This is a genomic window from Paraburkholderia sp. GW821-FHT02A12, from assembly GCF_059422005.1.
The window spans coordinates 2,738,383-2,753,282 of the sequence record NZ_JBWKWA010000001.1; the positions used below are offsets into that span (position 1 = coordinate 2,738,383).

Annotated in this window: 14 protein-coding genes; 3 read left to right on the forward strand and 11 right to left on the reverse strand. The window is 61.9% G+C overall.

Annotation, left to right across the window (positions count from 1 at the left end):
- Positions 1 to 159: 159 nt before the first annotated feature.
- Together AC07WT_RS12420 and AC07WT_RS12425 are read right to left on the reverse strand one after the other, a co-directional pair.
- Positions 160 to 630 carry a ferritin-like domain-containing protein gene (locus AC07WT_RS12420; RefSeq protein ID WP_494947320.1) on the reverse strand — a complete coding sequence of 157 codons (471 nt, stop codon included), beginning with the start codon at positions 628 to 630 and terminating at the stop codon, positions 160 to 162.
- A gap of 341 nt (positions 631 to 971) precedes the next feature.
- Positions 972 to 1,244: a hypothetical protein gene (locus AC07WT_RS12425; protein ID WP_429364378.1), complete on the reverse strand. Its 273-nt coding sequence runs from the start codon at positions 1,242 to 1,244 to the stop codon at positions 972 to 974.
- Positions 1,245 to 3,543: 2,299 nt separating this feature from the next.
- Between AC07WT_RS12425 and AC07WT_RS12430 the strand changes: the two genes are divergently transcribed.
- The gene (locus AC07WT_RS12430; RefSeq protein WP_494947321.1) at positions 3,544 to 4,044 is read left to right on the forward strand and encodes a hypothetical protein; all 501 of its coding nucleotides are present in this window, start codon (positions 3,544 to 3,546) and stop codon (positions 4,042 to 4,044) included.
- 571 nt (positions 4,045 to 4,615) lie between these two features.
- Here the strand turns inward: AC07WT_RS12430 and AC07WT_RS12435 are convergent.
- The 3 genes from AC07WT_RS12435 to AC07WT_RS12445 all read right to left on the reverse strand — a co-directional run bounded on the left by AC07WT_RS12435 (position 4,616) and on the right by AC07WT_RS12445 (position 6,568).
- Complete coding sequence (locus AC07WT_RS12435) at positions 4,616 to 5,278, reverse strand: dihydrofolate reductase family protein (RefSeq protein WP_494948423.1); 663 nt, start codon at positions 5,276 to 5,278, stop codon at positions 4,616 to 4,618.
- 434 nt (positions 5,279 to 5,712) lie between these two features.
- Positions 5,713 to 6,021, reverse strand: a complete 309-nt coding sequence (locus tag AC07WT_RS12440) for a hypothetical protein (RefSeq protein WP_492596417.1) — start codon at positions 6,019 to 6,021, stop codon at positions 5,713 to 5,715.
- 271 nt (positions 6,022 to 6,292) lie between these two features.
- Positions 6,293 to 6,568 (reverse strand): hypothetical protein, encoded by a 276-nt coding sequence (locus AC07WT_RS12445; protein WP_494947322.1) that lies wholly within the window; start codon positions 6,566 to 6,568, stop codon positions 6,293 to 6,295.
- A gap of 84 nt (positions 6,569 to 6,652) precedes the next feature.
- On the opposite strand from AC07WT_RS12445, the gene AC07WT_RS12450 reads away from it, so the two are divergent.
- Positions 6,653 to 7,666 carry an IS110 family RNA-guided transposase gene (locus tag AC07WT_RS12450; protein ID WP_494948424.1) on the forward strand — a complete coding sequence of 338 codons (1,014 nt, stop codon included), beginning with the start codon at positions 6,653 to 6,655 and terminating at the stop codon, positions 7,664 to 7,666.
- A gap of 694 nt (positions 7,667 to 8,360) precedes the next feature.
- Here AC07WT_RS12450 and AC07WT_RS12455 read toward each other — a convergent pair.
- The gene (locus AC07WT_RS12455; RefSeq protein WP_494947323.1) at positions 8,361 to 8,780 is read right to left on the reverse strand and encodes a lysozyme inhibitor LprI family protein; all 420 of its coding nucleotides are present in this window, start codon (positions 8,778 to 8,780) and stop codon (positions 8,361 to 8,363) included.
- Positions 8,781 to 8,842: 62 nt separating this feature from the next.
- Positions 8,843 to 9,310 (reverse strand): Lrp/AsnC family transcriptional regulator, encoded by a 468-nt coding sequence (locus AC07WT_RS12460; RefSeq protein WP_494947324.1) that lies wholly within the window; start codon positions 9,308 to 9,310, stop codon positions 8,843 to 8,845.
- Positions 9,311 to 9,447: 137 nt separating this feature from the next.
- On the opposite strand from AC07WT_RS12460, the gene AC07WT_RS12465 reads away from it, so the two are divergent.
- Positions 9,448 to 10,104, forward strand: coding sequence for a cysteine dioxygenase family protein (locus AC07WT_RS12465; RefSeq protein ID WP_494947325.1), 657 nt, complete (start codon positions 9,448 to 9,450; stop codon positions 10,102 to 10,104).
- A gap of 67 nt (positions 10,105 to 10,171) precedes the next feature.
- On the opposite strand, the gene AC07WT_RS12470 is transcribed toward AC07WT_RS12465, so the two are convergent.
- The 4 genes from AC07WT_RS12470 to AC07WT_RS12485 all read right to left on the reverse strand — a co-directional run bounded on the left by AC07WT_RS12470 (position 10,172) and on the right by AC07WT_RS12485 (position 14,811).
- A complete protein-coding gene (locus AC07WT_RS12470; protein ID WP_494947326.1) occupies positions 10,172 to 12,784 on the reverse strand; it encodes a mechanosensitive ion channel domain-containing protein in 2,613 nt (870 codons plus the stop codon).
- Positions 12,785 to 12,987: 203 nt separating this feature from the next.
- The gene (locus tag AC07WT_RS12475) at positions 12,988 to 13,635 is read right to left on the reverse strand and encodes an NAD(P)-dependent oxidoreductase (protein ID WP_494947327.1); all 648 of its coding nucleotides are present in this window, start codon (positions 13,633 to 13,635) and stop codon (positions 12,988 to 12,990) included.
- Positions 13,636 to 13,778: 143 nt separating this feature from the next.
- On the reverse strand, positions 13,779 to 14,234 hold the full coding sequence (locus AC07WT_RS12480; RefSeq protein ID WP_492593934.1) for an Rrf2 family transcriptional regulator: 456 nt from the start codon (positions 14,232 to 14,234) through the stop codon (positions 13,779 to 13,781).
- Between the two features lie 100 nt (positions 14,235 to 14,334).
- Complete coding sequence (locus AC07WT_RS12485; RefSeq protein ID WP_492593933.1) at positions 14,335 to 14,811, reverse strand: BCAL1086 family glycoprotein; 477 nt, start codon at positions 14,809 to 14,811, stop codon at positions 14,335 to 14,337.
- Between the last annotated feature and the right edge of the window lie 89 nt (positions 14,812 to 14,900).

Genomic DNA, 14,900 nt, shown 5'->3' on the forward strand with positions numbered 1-14,900 from the left:
TTTCAGGTGAAGGGAGATTCAGTCTGTGCTTGCAGTCAGGGGGCGCTGTCCGACCCTAAACGGCCAGCTCCCAGTCAGCAATTTGGCCCACGACCGCTATTCAATATCGCAACGAAGGGGGCGTCGAAGGTGGTACGCCGCTTGAAAGTTTGGGAAGTCTTAGGTGCCAGGCACAGCGTCCGGTGATTTCGCGACTGCGCCCGGACGCCGCAGCATCTTGTCGACCTCCCCAGCATGCAGCTCTTCTACATAGATCAGCTGCCGCGCATATTCTTCGAGCGCGACCGATTGATCCTGCACCAGCTCCAACAGGTCGCGGTAAAGGCTCAGCGCAATTTTCTCGGCTTCCAACGATTCGCGGAGGATGGAGCCAATGTCAAACGTGTGGGAATCGAGTAACGGCCCAATTTCGAGGGATGGGTACGCCCCTAGCGTTGTAATCCATTCGCCGGCCTGCTGCGCATGAAGCAGTGACTCGTCGGCCTGCTCTCTCAGCCAGGAAACGATCGGAATGCGGCCGAACCCGAATACGAGGAATGAATAGTGTGTGTAACGAACAACGCCGGCAAGTTCTGACTCGAGGATCTGGTTTAGCACCTCGACGACCCTCTTCTGATCGAGCTCGGACATGTTTCCCTCCACATGCGCGCCAAGATTTGGCTGGGGATGCGGCCAGCACCTTTCATAGTGCGCCTCAAGGGTTAAACCGATCAAGCAGACTACTTTCTGCGGCGCAACATGCAGCGAAGAGCAACGCCGTGGAGAAGCAATGCAGGGTTCACTGGTCACGCCCGCGCTCGTTCCTCTCGACATGCTGAGGGAGCAGGTCGCACAGGCCGTCGCCGCAGCGAAGGCCTATGACGTCCCCGGACGCGTGTGTCCGCTTGGGGGATTCAGCAGGCCGTCGAGGAGGGCGATGCGCAGGACGAAATCTGGAAGGAGTCGCCGCTCCGCCAACACAACGGGTTGGGCTATTGGGCCGCTGTGAGTTTGGGGCTTGTCCTCAATGCCTGCCAGCCCGTCTGCGGCTCCTTTCGCTGATCGCTTACTTGCTCGATGCCGCCTTTCAAGACCGCTTCACAAAAGGCCAGACGGGCTCGGTAGTAATCTGCGTGCATCTGAGCGTCAAGGATGCGTTGTTCAGCCTGGAAGAGTTCCAGACGCAATTCTCGCAACGCTTTTTCGGCCTGCTTCTCCGGAGTAAGTGCGTTGCGTACAGCCCAGCTGGCTATCCACCGCAGCATGATGAACTCCTCTCATCGTCAGGTGACATTCCCCCGGCTTCAAATCGGACTTTCACGCCGGGGGCGCAAAACGCCACTGTGCCGACCACTTCTTCATACAGCCACTGGTGAGTCAGCGCTATCAATAATCAGGGAGTACCTGTGCGTCACACTGCGCGGTAGATCACGTTGTTGCGAAAAAATCTCCCGACGTCACTCCCTCGAGATGACGCGTGAGCAATCGACGAACGTATGCGCGCGCCCCTCTGCGTAACGCACTGCCTCGTCAGCGGACAAAAATTCAACCGACTCGGCAAAACGTGCAATCACGTTTGCCTGGATGAAGGGCCCCCGCTTATACACGTACCACGCGACTGCGTAACGCCGCTCGGCACCGTTGAACGACACGGATTGATTCTCCGTTACCTCGACGTAAACGCCGTGTCCCCGATACGGTTCGCAAGAATGGCCGTACATATTTCCTCCCCAGCGTCTGCGCACTGGACAAGTAGGCTATGCAACAAGCATTCCAGGACGTTCGTTCATTACAGAATGCGCGCCTCGTGCTGCCCGCAACGAGGTGAGGACTTACGCGCCATGATCAGTCGGATAAGGTACTTCAGTTTGCCGTGGCCGGACGGCGCCTGCGTGAACCACTTCATCGCGTCGATTCGTTCAGTACCGAGCCGATCGGCGGAATGCTCTGGCCTTGATAGGAGTTTGCAATCAGGTGCTGGGCAAAGAAAAAGCCGCTCGAAAGCGGCCCGTCGTGCCTTACCTCTTGTCGCCGTCGATCGTTATGCGTACGGGTTGCTGGGCACGCGATGGAATTCTTCGATCATGCGCTTTATTGCGTCCGCGAGCTCCTGGTCCAGGCACACCAGCGTACGCCGCGCCTTCGTCGCGTCGACGCCCGCCGACCTCGCCGCGTCGATTCGCTCCTTTGCCCTAGCGACTTCGATGGTCAGCCCCCGACCCGTTGCCGACATTCGGCAGGTAGGCAGCGTGAGTCTGCTTCCGAATTTGTAACCGGATAACAACAACCTTTGCGTGATGTAGCAAACGCTCGAATGTGCTGCTACGTCACCTCGGCTTCTTCACATGAATGGTATTTGGTAGCAGACTTTTCCCCGGCGCTTCGATTGCCTTGCGACGTCCGTCGTTTAGCGCTTCCGCGATCTTTTGTCGACGTGCCTCTAAATCAGCCATTTGGTCCTTAGCCGATATTAGAAGGAAGTTATTCGCTATCGCCCTGTTAGTCGCAAGCCATCCCCGGATTTGCCTTATTTCCGCGTCAAGGTTTTGGGCAGGTTCACAAATAGATCATTCTCTTCCATCTTTTACCAGTTCGACCCCCGCCTCGCTTGGCGCAGATCCTGTTGGATCGTGTATGCCCATGCTATGTGCACGATCCCACAATTCAATGGGGGTTCGGCCTAACAGGCACAGCGAATGCTGGTAATCCATCGGTTCTGGCAGTGTCTGTCACGAGCGTTTTCATAGCTCAAAGGCTCACGATAGAAAACCTGGTACATCGCTCGCATTGCCGTGGCGGAACCAGGGGGGCGAACACGCAGAACGGTCAAACGAAACCGCACGCCGGCCGGTGCGTCACTTGCCAGCTGGTTCCGGCGGCTTCACACACTTGTTTCGGGATCCCGCGGCTCATTTCGATGAGCACTCCGCAAGGGGACGGCACATGAAAGTAGTGAATGGAAGGATCAGACGAAACGATCCGAAGCGTGTTGAAATGTTCAGACAGGCCGAGCTTGCGCATTCGGGTGCAGGTAGCCCCGATGCAGACATCAAGGCCGCACCGCCTGCGCGGGGCAGACGCCTTGCGCTTTGGGTTGCGTCGGCAAGCGCATTGGCTGTCGGGGTCATGGGTATCGTCGCGTATGGCGATCGGTTCGACTATGATCAGGCGCTCGGGATCATCGGACCCACGTCGCCAGCGCGACTCACGTCTTGGTCCGGTCATGTCGCACTACCATCGTCGCCTCCCGCTCGCGGAACCGCGGTTGCCAGTGCTGAGCTCGCCCCGCCTGTGTCTTCCGCTCCGTCCGATCACCGCGCTGGACCTACTCCGGATTCTGTTGCGCCGCAGTCGGTTACACGAGGGCCTGGTCAAGCAAGCTATGCCGCCACACAGAATCGCCGCCATTCGACGCCGCACGTGAGAGCAATCGCGCGGCATGCGCCCGGGATCACCCGACCCACATCGCCAACGCAACAAGCGTCTTCGTCCGGTGATGTCGCGAGATCATCGTCACCTCCTGCCCGGGGAACTGCAATTGGCAGTGCTGAGCTCGTCCCGCCCGTGTCTTCCGCTTCGTTCGATCAGCGCGCTGGACCTACTCCGGATTCTGCTTCACTGCAGCTGGCTGAAGGACAGCCTGCAGGCGGTCACAGCGGAGGCGGTTCGGGCGGAGGCGGTTCGGGCACAGGCGGTTCGGGCGGAGGCGGTTCGGGCGCAGGCGGTTCGGGCGCAGGCGGTTCGGGTGCAAGCGCGGGCGGTTCGGGCGCGGGCGGTTCGGGCGCGGGCGGTTCGGGCGCGGGCGGTTCGGGCGCAGGCGGTTCGGGTGCAGGCGCAGGCGGTTCGGGTGCAGGCGCAGGCGGTTCGGGCGCAGGCGGTTCGGGTGCAGGCGCAGGCGGTTCGGGTGCAGGCGCAGGCGGTTCGGGTGCAGGCGCAGGCGGTCACGGCGGAGGCGGTTCGGGCGCGGGCGGTTCAGGCGCAGGCGGTCACGGCGGGGGCGGTTCGGGCGCAGGCGGGAACGGCGGGGGCGGGAGCGGCGGGAGCGGCGGGAGCGGGTCGAGGTAATCGGCCGCCTTGTTTTCAGCCGCCCTTTCGTGCAAGAGACGAAGGTCATGGCGGCTACCGGACGGGTAATCACAATTTGTATGGAACATGAAGCGTGAGATCCCTTGCGTATGTCCATCTCTCTAGCGGAAGCTCCGATGGCTGTATGCAGCCGGCCGCCCCGTTCGGGTCAACACTGAGAGGCGAATGTCAGCTGCCGACCCACAGCGGTCATAGCCGTTTCCCGATACCTGCCGTTCAACGTAGAGGTAACGGGGTCGCCGCCACCGGTGCTTCAAATCGAAGTGCAGCGCCTGCTGGCGATTCCCCGTTGACCGGCCGGGTTGTGGGTGGCCACGGAGGCTGCCGCACGCCGCACGCGTCGCACGTATTTGTTTTTGCCATTCCTGGACCGGTGCCCGGACCCGATTGCAGAGATGCGTCCATCGCAATGATCCGCCGATCTGCCGTGGGCGTTTTCTCGTAGTGCGACCGCCGAATCCAGCAAGAACATTGGCGCCTCAATCAAAGAAAAACCCACAACGTTCCGGTTCAGCGGCGGCGCGGTAGCGCCGTCCGCTGCAACCGGTTGTTAGGCGTCATTGTGACCTTGGCGCCGGAGTACAACATGGGTGGCTTTCTCCGACGCAACGAACTGAACGCATTCGTATCCCAGAACGCGCACGTCAATCCCCTCGAACAGTCGCTCTCCCCCGCCCAGCAGGACCGGCGAGATAGCGACGTGCAGCTCATCGATGAGGCCCGCACGAAGATATTGCTGGATAGTGCTAGCTCCGCCGCCAATGCGCACATCCATTCCGTTGGCTGCGTCGCGCGCCCGGTCAAGCGCCTCGTGAATACCGCCCGTGACGAAGTAGAATGTCGTCCCGCCTTCCATCTGGATGGGCGGGCGCGCGTGATGAGTCAAGATGAAGGTTGGAACGTGATAGGGTGGGTTGTCCCCCCACCAGCCTTTCCAGTTCATGTCAGGCCAGGAACCGCGAATCGGTCCGAACATGTTTCTTCCGAGAATCCAGGCGCCAACATTCTTGAAGCCCCGCGCAGCGAAGTCGTCATCGATCCCCGTTGTGCCACCGTCGGCGCCAAACAGGGTCCGTTGGAACGTGCGTGTCGGGACTAACCACTGGTGCAAATCTGTCCCGCCCACGCCGAGCGGATTCCTGATGTCCTGATTCGGACCAGCTCCGTATCCGTCAAGCGAGATGGTAAAGCCCTCAACTCGGACGCGTGTCATTTTCATGCCTTCCTTTCGATTGACGCCTAACGTAATGTCAACCGCAAGACCTGCGGCTTATATCGGTCACTGCGGTATACATTGGCCATAAGAATCCTAAAAAAACCTTACGAGCTTGTTCTTCAGCGTTCATTGAAAAAATTCAGCTAAATAAAATGCCCGTGAAACCCCGCACTCAACAACGCGCAATCCGGCAGTAGTATTGCAATGAAATATGTGCCTGCCAATCAAAAGTTGCGATACGGCATCGAATAGGTCCGATGCGGGAATGTCGCAAAATGGCCGGATTCAGTGTGGCGCGAGCCGCTGTCAGGAAGAGCTTAGGGAGAAACAAAAAGCCGCTGTCCGTGAGGGCAGCGGCTTTTCTTACAACGGCTGGTGAATGAGGACGCTTGTTCGCTTTGTGCTTGCGCCTGGTGCGTTATTAATTGCTGTTATTTGCCAGCCGGCGACACGGTGCTTGGGGTTGCCAGCGTGTTGTTGACCCCGTAAGCGCTGGTATTGGACGTCGAGCTAGTGTTCGTGCTCTGCTGCAGGCCCGAGTTCGCCGACCCGGCGCTCATGCCGCTGTCCGAGTTGGTGGCGCCAGGCGTGCCGTAGCCGCTCGTTGCATTGGCCGGCGACACGGCGGCGGGCGACACTACGCTCGGGGTCGCCAGCGTGTTGTTGCTTTGTGCATAAGCCCCGCCCGACAGCGCGAGTGCGGCGACAGCCGCGATTAATGTGCTGGTTGCCTTGTTCATGACCTGTTCCTCCTAGATTGGACTGGAATTTTGATGCAACCGCAGATAATGCCGAGTTTAGGAAAGAGGTCGCCGATAATTAAGCGCATTGTTCGCAAGGATTAATTTCGCTTTTCGGAATGATGTCTAATGGGTTCCGCTCCTAAATCTGAGGCTGGCGTGGTTCGGCATTGCGCGGTGAATGCTAGGGCGGAAGAAGCGAACGTCGCTTCCTGGCCGACCGCCGCCCGACGCGGCAGGCCGAGGCCGACCCACTACGACTGCGTGCCGGTCAGCAAAAGTAAAATGCAATTTCGCCAATGATCTTCGCGTCAGATTCCGAAATCTCTGCCAGACATGAAGGGGGCAATCGGACAAGGACTCCCTTCGCCGGAATGTCGTGCTGATTCACCAAGGACTGCAGCTCATCGCGAACACCGGAATCCATCACGTAGGTTTCAACCAGATGGAGCAAATTGCTCCGTAGTTTTTCAACCGTCATTTTCAAAATGGCAAGTAGATCAGCCCGTACGATGCGACGTGCATGTGTGTGGTGATTGAAAATCATCTAGCGGACCTCCTGCCGCCGCCCTGCCGGGCGACGGGGTTAAAGTGAGTTTGCCAAAACCGCTTTAACCGGAAGGAGGTCATGATGAACTATAGCGGCATTGACCTGCATTCGAACAACAGCGTGGTGAGCGTGATCGACGAAACGGACCGCGTGGTCGCCGAAAAGCGGCTGCCGAACGAGCTGGCTAAGATCCTGGCGTTCCTTGCCCCGTGGCGAGCCGAGCTGGCAGGCGTCGTGGTCGAATCCACGTACAACTGGTACTGGCTTGTCGACGGCCTGCAGGCTGCCGGCTTCGTGGTCCATCTGGCCAACACCACGGCAATCAAAAAGTACGATGGGCTCAAGCACAGCGGTGACGAGACCGACGCGCGCTACCTGGCCCACCTGCTGCGCCTGGGCATCCTGCCTACCGGCACCATTCTGCCGGCGAAGCACCGTGATGTGCGCGACCTCGCCCGCAAACGCATGCAACTGGTGCGCAGCCGCACCAGCCACATTCTCGCCGTTGAGAACATTACGGCGCGTCAGTACGGCACGCGAATCACGAGCAATCAGGTCAAGCAACTGGACCAGGCCGCTGTCGACCAGCTGCATCTCCCAGACGACGTGGCGCTCGCGGTCCGCGCCAACGTCGCGGTCATCACGACGCTCTCCTCACAGATCGCCATCGTGGAAAAGCGTCTTCAGGAAAAGGTCGCGCCACACGCGGACTACGCCCTCCTGACCACGGTGCCCGGCATCGGCCAGACGCTTGCCACCGTGATCGTACTGGAAACCGGGACCATCGAACGTTTCGCCAGCGCTGGCAACTTCGCCTCCTACGCGCGGTGCGTGGACAGCCAGCGCATGAGCAACGGCAAGAAGAAGGGCGAAGGCAATACCAGGAACGGAAATCCATACCTGTCCTGGGCATTCATCGAGGCGGCCAACTTCGCGATGCACTTTAGCGCCGAAGCCAGGCAGTTCTACGAGCGCAAGAAAGCCAGGACGAATTCAGTGATCGCACGCAAGGCCCTGGCCCACAAGCTCGCCCGTGCGTGTTTCCACATGCTGAAGGAGCGAAAACCATTTGATGTGACCCGCTGCTTCGCATAAGCGTTACGACGGCGACCGGCAAGCCCTGATCGTTGACTGGCGAAAAGCCACCCAATTGAATGGGATGCCGTGCCGCCGTCCCCGATGTGCAGCAACGCGGATCGCCGGCAACGCGAGCCAGCCCTGGATTGGTGCCGGACGTCTGGCAACCACGACTATTGTGCGAACCCAATGGACGCGTTGCGGCACCAAAGTTCTTCTGGGGTGGCAGAGCCACCAGGGCGACAGGCAACCGATGTACGCCGATCGCTTGAGCCTGATGGGTGTCTGGCGCGATCCGTCGCAGCCATGAATCGAAGAAACGGGTGCGCTCGGCTACTGCATTCGGTCAGTGCAATCGAAATCGGCTGCTCAGGCAGTCGAGGGTGTTGTTTGCTCACTTGACACCGGGCCCGCTAATGGGTGTCGACGATCTGAACGGCGATGTCGAACGACCGGTTGTGGCCGCGCTGAGACGGATGACGACCGTCTCAGTGCGACCGAACCCGCTCCCATGTCGAGCTTCCGTAGCGGCCGATAACCGGGCACCTGGTAACAGCGAACGAAGGCTTCGGCGTTGACTGAGTCCTTCATTCAGCAGCGTTTTTACAAGCATATTTGTCGCCGATCACCAACTTCCGGCCGGCATGCAGGGCGCTCGCGCCAAATGCTTTTTCTTGGTATTACAGCAACCGAAAATGCATCGGTTTGACGGTCAATTGCATCGGCGGATCGATCCGATGGCCTTCGTCATGCGGTCGGTCTCTGCCGCCTGGCAGGCGGCAATTTCCATCGGCACGATGGAACCACCTCCGTTTTCCGCCTCGGCAGATTTCTTGCAACTTGCATCTCGGCGCTTCTTCCACGCGGCGATTTTGTGTTCCAAGCGCGCTTTGCAGCCCGGGGATTTTGCGGCCTTCTCGTCAACGACGTCCTGCAGCTTCTGCTCGGCAACCACCCTGTCGCGCCATGCGCAGAAGTTCAGGCTTGTCTGGTTCGCGTCGCAGTTCGCGAGCATGCCTTGCACCTCGCTCGCCGGCAGTCCGCTCTGCTGCGAGATTACATCAGCGGGATCAGGGGTATCAGCAAATGCCGACGAGCACGCGAGTGCAAGCGTCAGGAGCGCGCGCTTCATCGGACACCCGCCTGCTGCAGCGCGCACTACTGGGCCTGGCAGTTGGCGAGTATGGGCCACGATTAGCCGGGATAGCGCACCGGCAACGCCGTCGAATACTTGATCTGTTCCATCGCAAAACTCGAGCTCACGTCGTACAGCGGCACGGCGGCGATCAACTGTTTGTAGACGCGATCGTAGTCGTCGATATCGGACACCACGACGCGCAGCAGGTAATCGGTTTCGCCGCTCATCCGGTATACCTCGACCACCTCCTGAATCTCCCGCACCGCATGCGTGAAGGTCTGCGCCCAGGCCTCGGTGTGCTGGTTGGTCCGCACCGCGACAAAAACGGTCGTGCCCACACCGAGCTTGCGCGCATCGCAAAGCGCCACCTGCGCGCGAATCACGCCCGCCTCTTTCAGACGTTGCAGCCGCTTCCAGCAAGGCGTTTGCGACAGGTTCACGCGCTGCGCCAGCTCGGCGATCGGCATGGTCGCGTCTTCCTGCAACAGCTCAAGCAGCTTCCGGTCGATGATATCCATTCCCATCAATCCACCCCCATAGGAAATTATTCTACTTTTACGAATTCGAGGGGAATTATATGGAAACTCTTTCTCCGGGCAAACCGGTATAAATGTCGCTATCCAAAAATATTGAGAAAGCAGCCGCCGGCTGCACCGCCATCATGAACCAAGGCCTCCGCCCGACATCCTTCGACCGCCCCTCCGCCAGCCACGCGCAGTTGGCCGAACTCAATGACGCGCCCTCGCCAGGCACGCAACGAAGCGCGCCGCTCGCGCGCCTGTGCGACAGGCTCGACGCCATCTTCGAAGCCTGCGCCAAAGCTCCCGTGCCGTCGGACTCCGCCTGTTTCGCCCGCGCCATGCGCGTAGCGCTCAAGCAAGCCGCGGCGGATCCCGCGCTGCTCACGCCCGCGCAACGCGAAGGTTCGGCTGAAAACTACCGGCGTCATCTGTTGGCCGCCGATCCGCATGGCCGCTATGCCATTGCCGCCCTGGTCTGGCTGCCGCAGCAGGCGAGCCCCGTGCATGCGCATCACACGTGGTGCGGCTACGCGGTACTGGACGGCGCGCTGAGCGAAACGGTATTCGAATGGAACGGCGCGCGACACTGCGCGAGCGCCACGCGCACGCAAGCGCGCAATAGCGGCGCGGTATCGTTTGTGCGCGGCGGCCGCGGCGGTATTCATCAGTTGGGCAATGGCAGCAACGAGCCCGCTGTGTCGCTGCATATCTACGGCGTCTCGGGCGCGCAGATCGCCACGCATGTCAACGACGTGGTCCGCGCGGCCGACACAACCGACACCCAGGCGCTCGCCTAGGCGCACTCATGCATGGCGATGCGAGCCGAAGCCTTCGCCGACCCGTCCCGTCCCGTCCGTCATTCAATCAGCTCTTGCCGCCTGCTTCGCCCGCGGTGGGAATTTGCGGTGGGATCGGCGCGGTCTGTCCCGTCGGCGGCGGCGCGGGACGCGGTTCGTGCGACACATCGCGCGCCACCGCGGCGCCGGCATGAGCGGCCCGCACCGATGAAGCCATTTCGGCCTGCGCCTGCGCATGGCCATGCACGCCGAACTCAGGGAAGTCGTCGTCCGGCAGAGGTTGTCCTTCGCTATCCTTCGACGACGTGTACACACGCATCTGCGGCACCGGAATCTCGATACCGGCTTCGTCCATCTTGCGTTTGAGCCGCAGATTGAAGGCTCGCGCCACGCTCCATTGCTGCAGCGGCCGCGTCTTGATCTGCCCTTTCACGACCATCCAGTTCGGATCGAAACGGTCCAGGCCCCACACCTCGATCGGCCCGAGCATTTCGCGCCGGTAACGGAAGTCGGCCATCAGATCGGCGCCGACTTCACGGATCAGCTGCGTGATCTGATCGACGTCGGTCGAAAACGCCATGCGGACTTCGAATACCGCATAGGCAAAATCGCGCGACAGATTCTTCACGATCTTGATCTGCGAGAACGGGATCGCGTGAATCGCGCCCTGCCCGTCGCGCAGCCGCACGGTGCGGATCGACAGATGTTCGACGGTGCCCGCGTGGCCGCCGTCGACGTCGATCCAGTCGCCGACCGAAATCGTGTCTTCGATGATGATGAAAAGGCCCGTGATCAGATCGGTCACGAGCGACTGCGCGCCGAAACCGATCGCCAGACCGATCACGCCCGCGCCCGCCAGAAGCGGCGTCACGTTGATGCCCAGGTTCGCCGCGGTGACGATCCCGGCGATCGTCATGATCGATACCAGCAGCACGTTGCGCAGCAGCGGCAGCATCGTGCGCGCGCGCATGCTCGGATTGCGCGACTTGTTGCGCAGGCTGCCCGGGTTGAGCGCTTCGGTAATCGCCGTGTCGACCAGAATCCACAACAGCCACGCGATGAACACGGTCGCGATGATCGCCGTCACAGCGTGGGCAATACCGCGCGCGGCGACGTTCTCCTCGATCACTGCCGCGAGCGACAAACCCCACAAGCGCGCTGCCAGTTCGAAGAAAAACAGCCAGATGAAGAGTGTCAGCAGCGTGCCGAAAAAGCGCAGCAAGCGCGTCAAATACGGCGAGCGGCGCCGCGCGCGCACACTGCGCGGGCGCGTCATGCGCAGCACGATGGCCGACAGGAAAAACGCCAGCACCAGCAACAGCGCCGTCACCACCGAAATCTGCAGCACGTTTTCGCTGCTTCCCGAGCCGCCGAGCGTAGCCACGACCGAGGCCGTCGCGAGCACCAGCACCGGCACGTGCCAGAGCGATGCGAGTACGTCGAACGCGTCGGTCGCGGCCTTGTGATCGTTGCGCTGCTGGTAGGGCCGGTTGCGGATCAGATGCGCGACCGGGCGGCGGAACGCCAGCGCGAAATACGCAGTCAGCACGGCGGCCGTCATGTTGGCCACGGTCGAAATCAGGCCGGCCAGGTTCGATCCGAGTTGATGCGCGACATCGTAATTCACGGCCGCGTCGCCGAGCGCGCCGCACACGCCGACCACGAACAGCAAGCGCCGCGCGTGATCGATCAGGAGACGCACCGCGACCCGCCGATGCCCCGAGCCGAACAGCGAAAACATGATCAGGCAGATCGCCGAAAACACCGCCCCCGCGACAATCGCATAGGCGACCACCATGCCGAGCGTGCGGCCGAGCGCATCGGGCATCGCTCGCACGAACAGCAGCGCCGCGAGAAACGCGATGATCCACGGCCCGACGCGGCGCCAGGCGAAAATCAGCAGCTCGCGCGTGGTGGGATTCGGATTGAGCCCGATGACGATGCCGAGGCGCCGATACAAGCGGTGCTGCAGATAGATCAGCGCACCGGCGCAGACGCCCCAGCCGGCCAGCATCGCGATCATCGAGAGCACGGTGCTGGCGAGGCTCTCATGCCCCTGGCTCGAAATGATCGTATAAAGCTCGTTGCCGGCCGCATTGAAGCGTCCGCCCCAATAGCGCACCGGCGTGCGGCCCTGATGCACGTTGGATTCGAACGACGCGATGCCCGAGGCGATCGCGCCCAGCAAGCCGGGACTCGGTTGCGCGGACGCGGGCGTCGGCGGCGCGACGTTCTGCGAGACGTCGCGCAGCTTCTTGAGTTGCGCGACGAGCGCGGTGCGCTGCCGGTCGTTGTCGAGCGTGGCGATCACGCTGTCGAGCGAGCGCGCCAGTTCCGCCTGGCTGGCGGGCGACGGCGCGGAGGCGGCCTCTGCCGCCGATGCGCCGGAGGCCGCAGCAGGCGCCACCGTCGCGCTATTGATCAGGCTCTGCAACGCCGGAATGACCGGGGTGCTGCCGGCGGCCTGGGCATTCGCGGGTAGCCATCCCAGGCACAGGATCAGCGCGAGACAAACAATCGCCGACCACGCGCCGGGCCACGCCGCGACGTGCGCGCGAACGCGACGGCGGGCGCCGCACGGGCTATGTTCAGAAGGAAAATGAAAGGCGGCGCGAGTTGCCGGCTGCCCGCCGTTGAACGGCGCAGCCCCGGACTCACGCCGCAACAGGCATGACTGCATGGCGATCCGTAAGAAAACGGGAGACGCCAGTGTAGCCGCAGTTGCACCGCGAGCGACCGAACATGCGTAACCGAATGTTAGGACGCTTGCGCATGTCCGGAATGTGAGGCCGGGCCGGTGCTCACATCCGTGGAGCGCCGCTTATCACGCGCGTTCGGTGTGCAGGCCGCGTGACAGCGCTCATGCCATGGCTACGGCGACCCTCAATAAGCCACCGTCGCGATCTGACGGATGAAACGGCCCTGCTCCAGCTCGTCGACGAAAGCGATCGCGTAGTCTTCCGCGGAAATGCGGCTGTTGCCTTCGGCGTCGGCCAGCAGCGTGTTCGTGCCGGTGCGGAACTTGCCGGCGCGCTCGCCCGGCGCGATCAGCGCGGCAGGTGCAAAGAATGTCCAGTCGAGGTCGGTCACGGTACGGTAGAAGTCGAACGCGTCGCGGTGCGCAAGCGCGACCGCCTTGTAGGCGTCGGGGAAACCTTCCGTATCCACTAGCTGCTTGCCCGGCGCCACTTCGAGCGAACCCGCGCCGCCCACCACCACGAGGCGCTTCAGGCCGGCGGCCCGCACGCCTTCGACGAGCGCGTGGGTTGCTTTCGTGAGCGCAGCCACAGCGCCGTGCGGCGGCGCGTAGGCGCTTGCCACCACGTCGTGGCCGCGCACCGCAGCGCCGACACTGGCGGCGTCGAGCAGATCCGCTTTGGCGGCTTGCAGATTCGCCACGCCGGCGGGCACGCGCTCCGGATTGCGCGCCAGCGCCGTCACCTGATGGCCGCGCCGGACGGCTTCCTCAGCGATCCGCGAACCAATCATGCCGGTGGCGCCAAACAATGCGATTTTCAACTGTTTGCTCATTTCGATGCTCCTGTCATTCGCTTATATGTAACCGTATTGATTACATATAACGCGAAAAAAGAGGGGCCACGGCCCCGTCCGTTATCAGACGCGTGTGTCCCGATTACTCGACACGCGCCCTCTCGTACAGCTTCTTTGTCGCGTCACCCGTGCGGGCGCCGCTTGCGTTCGCGCGCCCGTTCGGCACGCACTACGTCTGCGGTGGCATCGGCGAGCGTGCGTGCGCCAAGCGATGCCTCCATGGCCTGCTGTGCTTCGTCGATGATATCGCGCAGCACGACCTGAATATTACGCCCGACCATGCACGCCGGATTCGGCTCCTCGCGATGCAGCGCGAACAATTGCGCGTCGTCCACCGCACGATAGACCTCGAGCAAGGTGATGTCTTCCGGCGCCCGGGCGAGCAGCGCGCCGCCGCCTGCGCCGAGCTGCGAAGTGGTGAGGCCCGCTTCGGCCAGCATGGTCAACAGCCGCCGGATCAGCGCGGGATTCGTATTCACGCTGCCCGCAATCATCTCCGACGATAGCGGCACGCCTTCCTGCAACGACAGCAGCGCGAGCACGTGCACCGCAAACGCAAACCGGCTACTCGTATTCACAGCAAACCTGCCCGCCGACGACAATGTGTAATCATGGTAATTACATTTAATCCGCTTGTCAAATCATGGCCAAACCCTCGAACGGGCTCGCCCCCGTGCATCACTTGTCCATCTGCTTTTGCGCATCGCGGGAATCGCTCGATGCCGACGAGGTAGCCGAAGCGCCAGCCGACCCCGCATTCTGCGCCGACCATTGTTGCAGCTTGCGCCCTGCCGTCTCCAGTCCCTGACCGGTCAGCGCAGCAGCCTTGCCGAGCTGCGCATTGGCCGCGCCCGTCGCGCCCTGCAGATTGGCTTGCGCGCTCGAAGCGAGCGACGCCGGATCGATCGTGATCGACGGCACGGAGGCCGCCGAGTCGAGGTTTTGCTGAGCGGCGGCTTTGGTCGCGTCAACCTGCTGGCCGACGTAGCTGGCCGCCTGGTCGAGTTTCTGACCGGCGGCTTGCGCGACGTCGTTCAGCTTGCCGGCAACCTGTCCTGCCGTCGCATCATTCTTCTGACAAGCCGCGAGGCCGCCCAACACGACAACGGCAAAAGCGGCACGGCGCAACAACGGCGAACGAATAGATGAAATCATGTCTGGATGTGAGCCGCGTCGGGCGGCTTCTGCTTGCGAAAACGCGCCCATGATACGCCGTTGTGCCGCACGGTCTCGTCGGCGAGCAT

Bases quoted from the DNA above. Each gene is read 5' to 3' on its own strand.
- AC07WT_RS12420 (WP_494947320.1), bottom strand. From the start codon at position 630: ATGTCCGAGCTCGATCAGAAGAGGGTCGTCGAGGTGCTAAACCAGATC.
- AC07WT_RS12425 (WP_429364378.1), bottom strand. From the start codon at position 1,244: ATGCTGCGGTGGATAGCCAGCTGGGCTGTACGCAACGCACTTACTCCG.
- AC07WT_RS12435 (WP_494948423.1), bottom strand. From the start codon at position 5,278: ATGACACGCGTCCGAGTTGAGGGCTTTACCATCTCGCTTGACGGATAC.
- AC07WT_RS12440 (WP_492596417.1), bottom strand. From the start codon at position 6,021: ATGAACAAGGCAACCAGCACATTAATCGCGGCTGTCGCCGCACTCGCG.
- AC07WT_RS12445 (WP_494947322.1), bottom strand. From the start codon at position 6,568: ATGATTTTCAATCACCACACACATGCACGTCGCATCGTACGGGCTGAT.
- AC07WT_RS12450 (WP_494948424.1), top strand. From the start codon at position 6,653: ATGAACTATAGCGGCATTGACCTGCATTCGAACAACAGCGTGGTGAGC.
- AC07WT_RS12455 (WP_494947323.1), bottom strand. From the start codon at position 8,780: ATGAAGCGCGCGCTCCTGACGCTTGCACTCGCGTGCTCGTCGGCATTT.
- AC07WT_RS12460 (WP_494947324.1), bottom strand. From the start codon at position 9,310: ATGGGAATGGATATCATCGACCGGAAGCTGCTTGAGCTGTTGCAGGAA.
- AC07WT_RS12465 (WP_494947325.1), top strand. From the start codon at position 9,448: ATGAACCAAGGCCTCCGCCCGACATCCTTCGACCGCCCCTCCGCCAGC.
- AC07WT_RS12470 (WP_494947326.1), bottom strand. From the start codon at position 12,784: ATGCAGTCATGCCTGTTGCGGCGTGAGTCCGGGGCTGCGCCGTTCAAC.
- AC07WT_RS12475 (WP_494947327.1), bottom strand. From the start codon at position 13,635: ATGAGCAAACAGTTGAAAATCGCATTGTTTGGCGCCACCGGCATGATT.
- AC07WT_RS12485 (WP_492593933.1), bottom strand. From the start codon at position 14,811: ATGATTTCATCTATTCGTTCGCCGTTGTTGCGCCGTGCCGCTTTTGCC.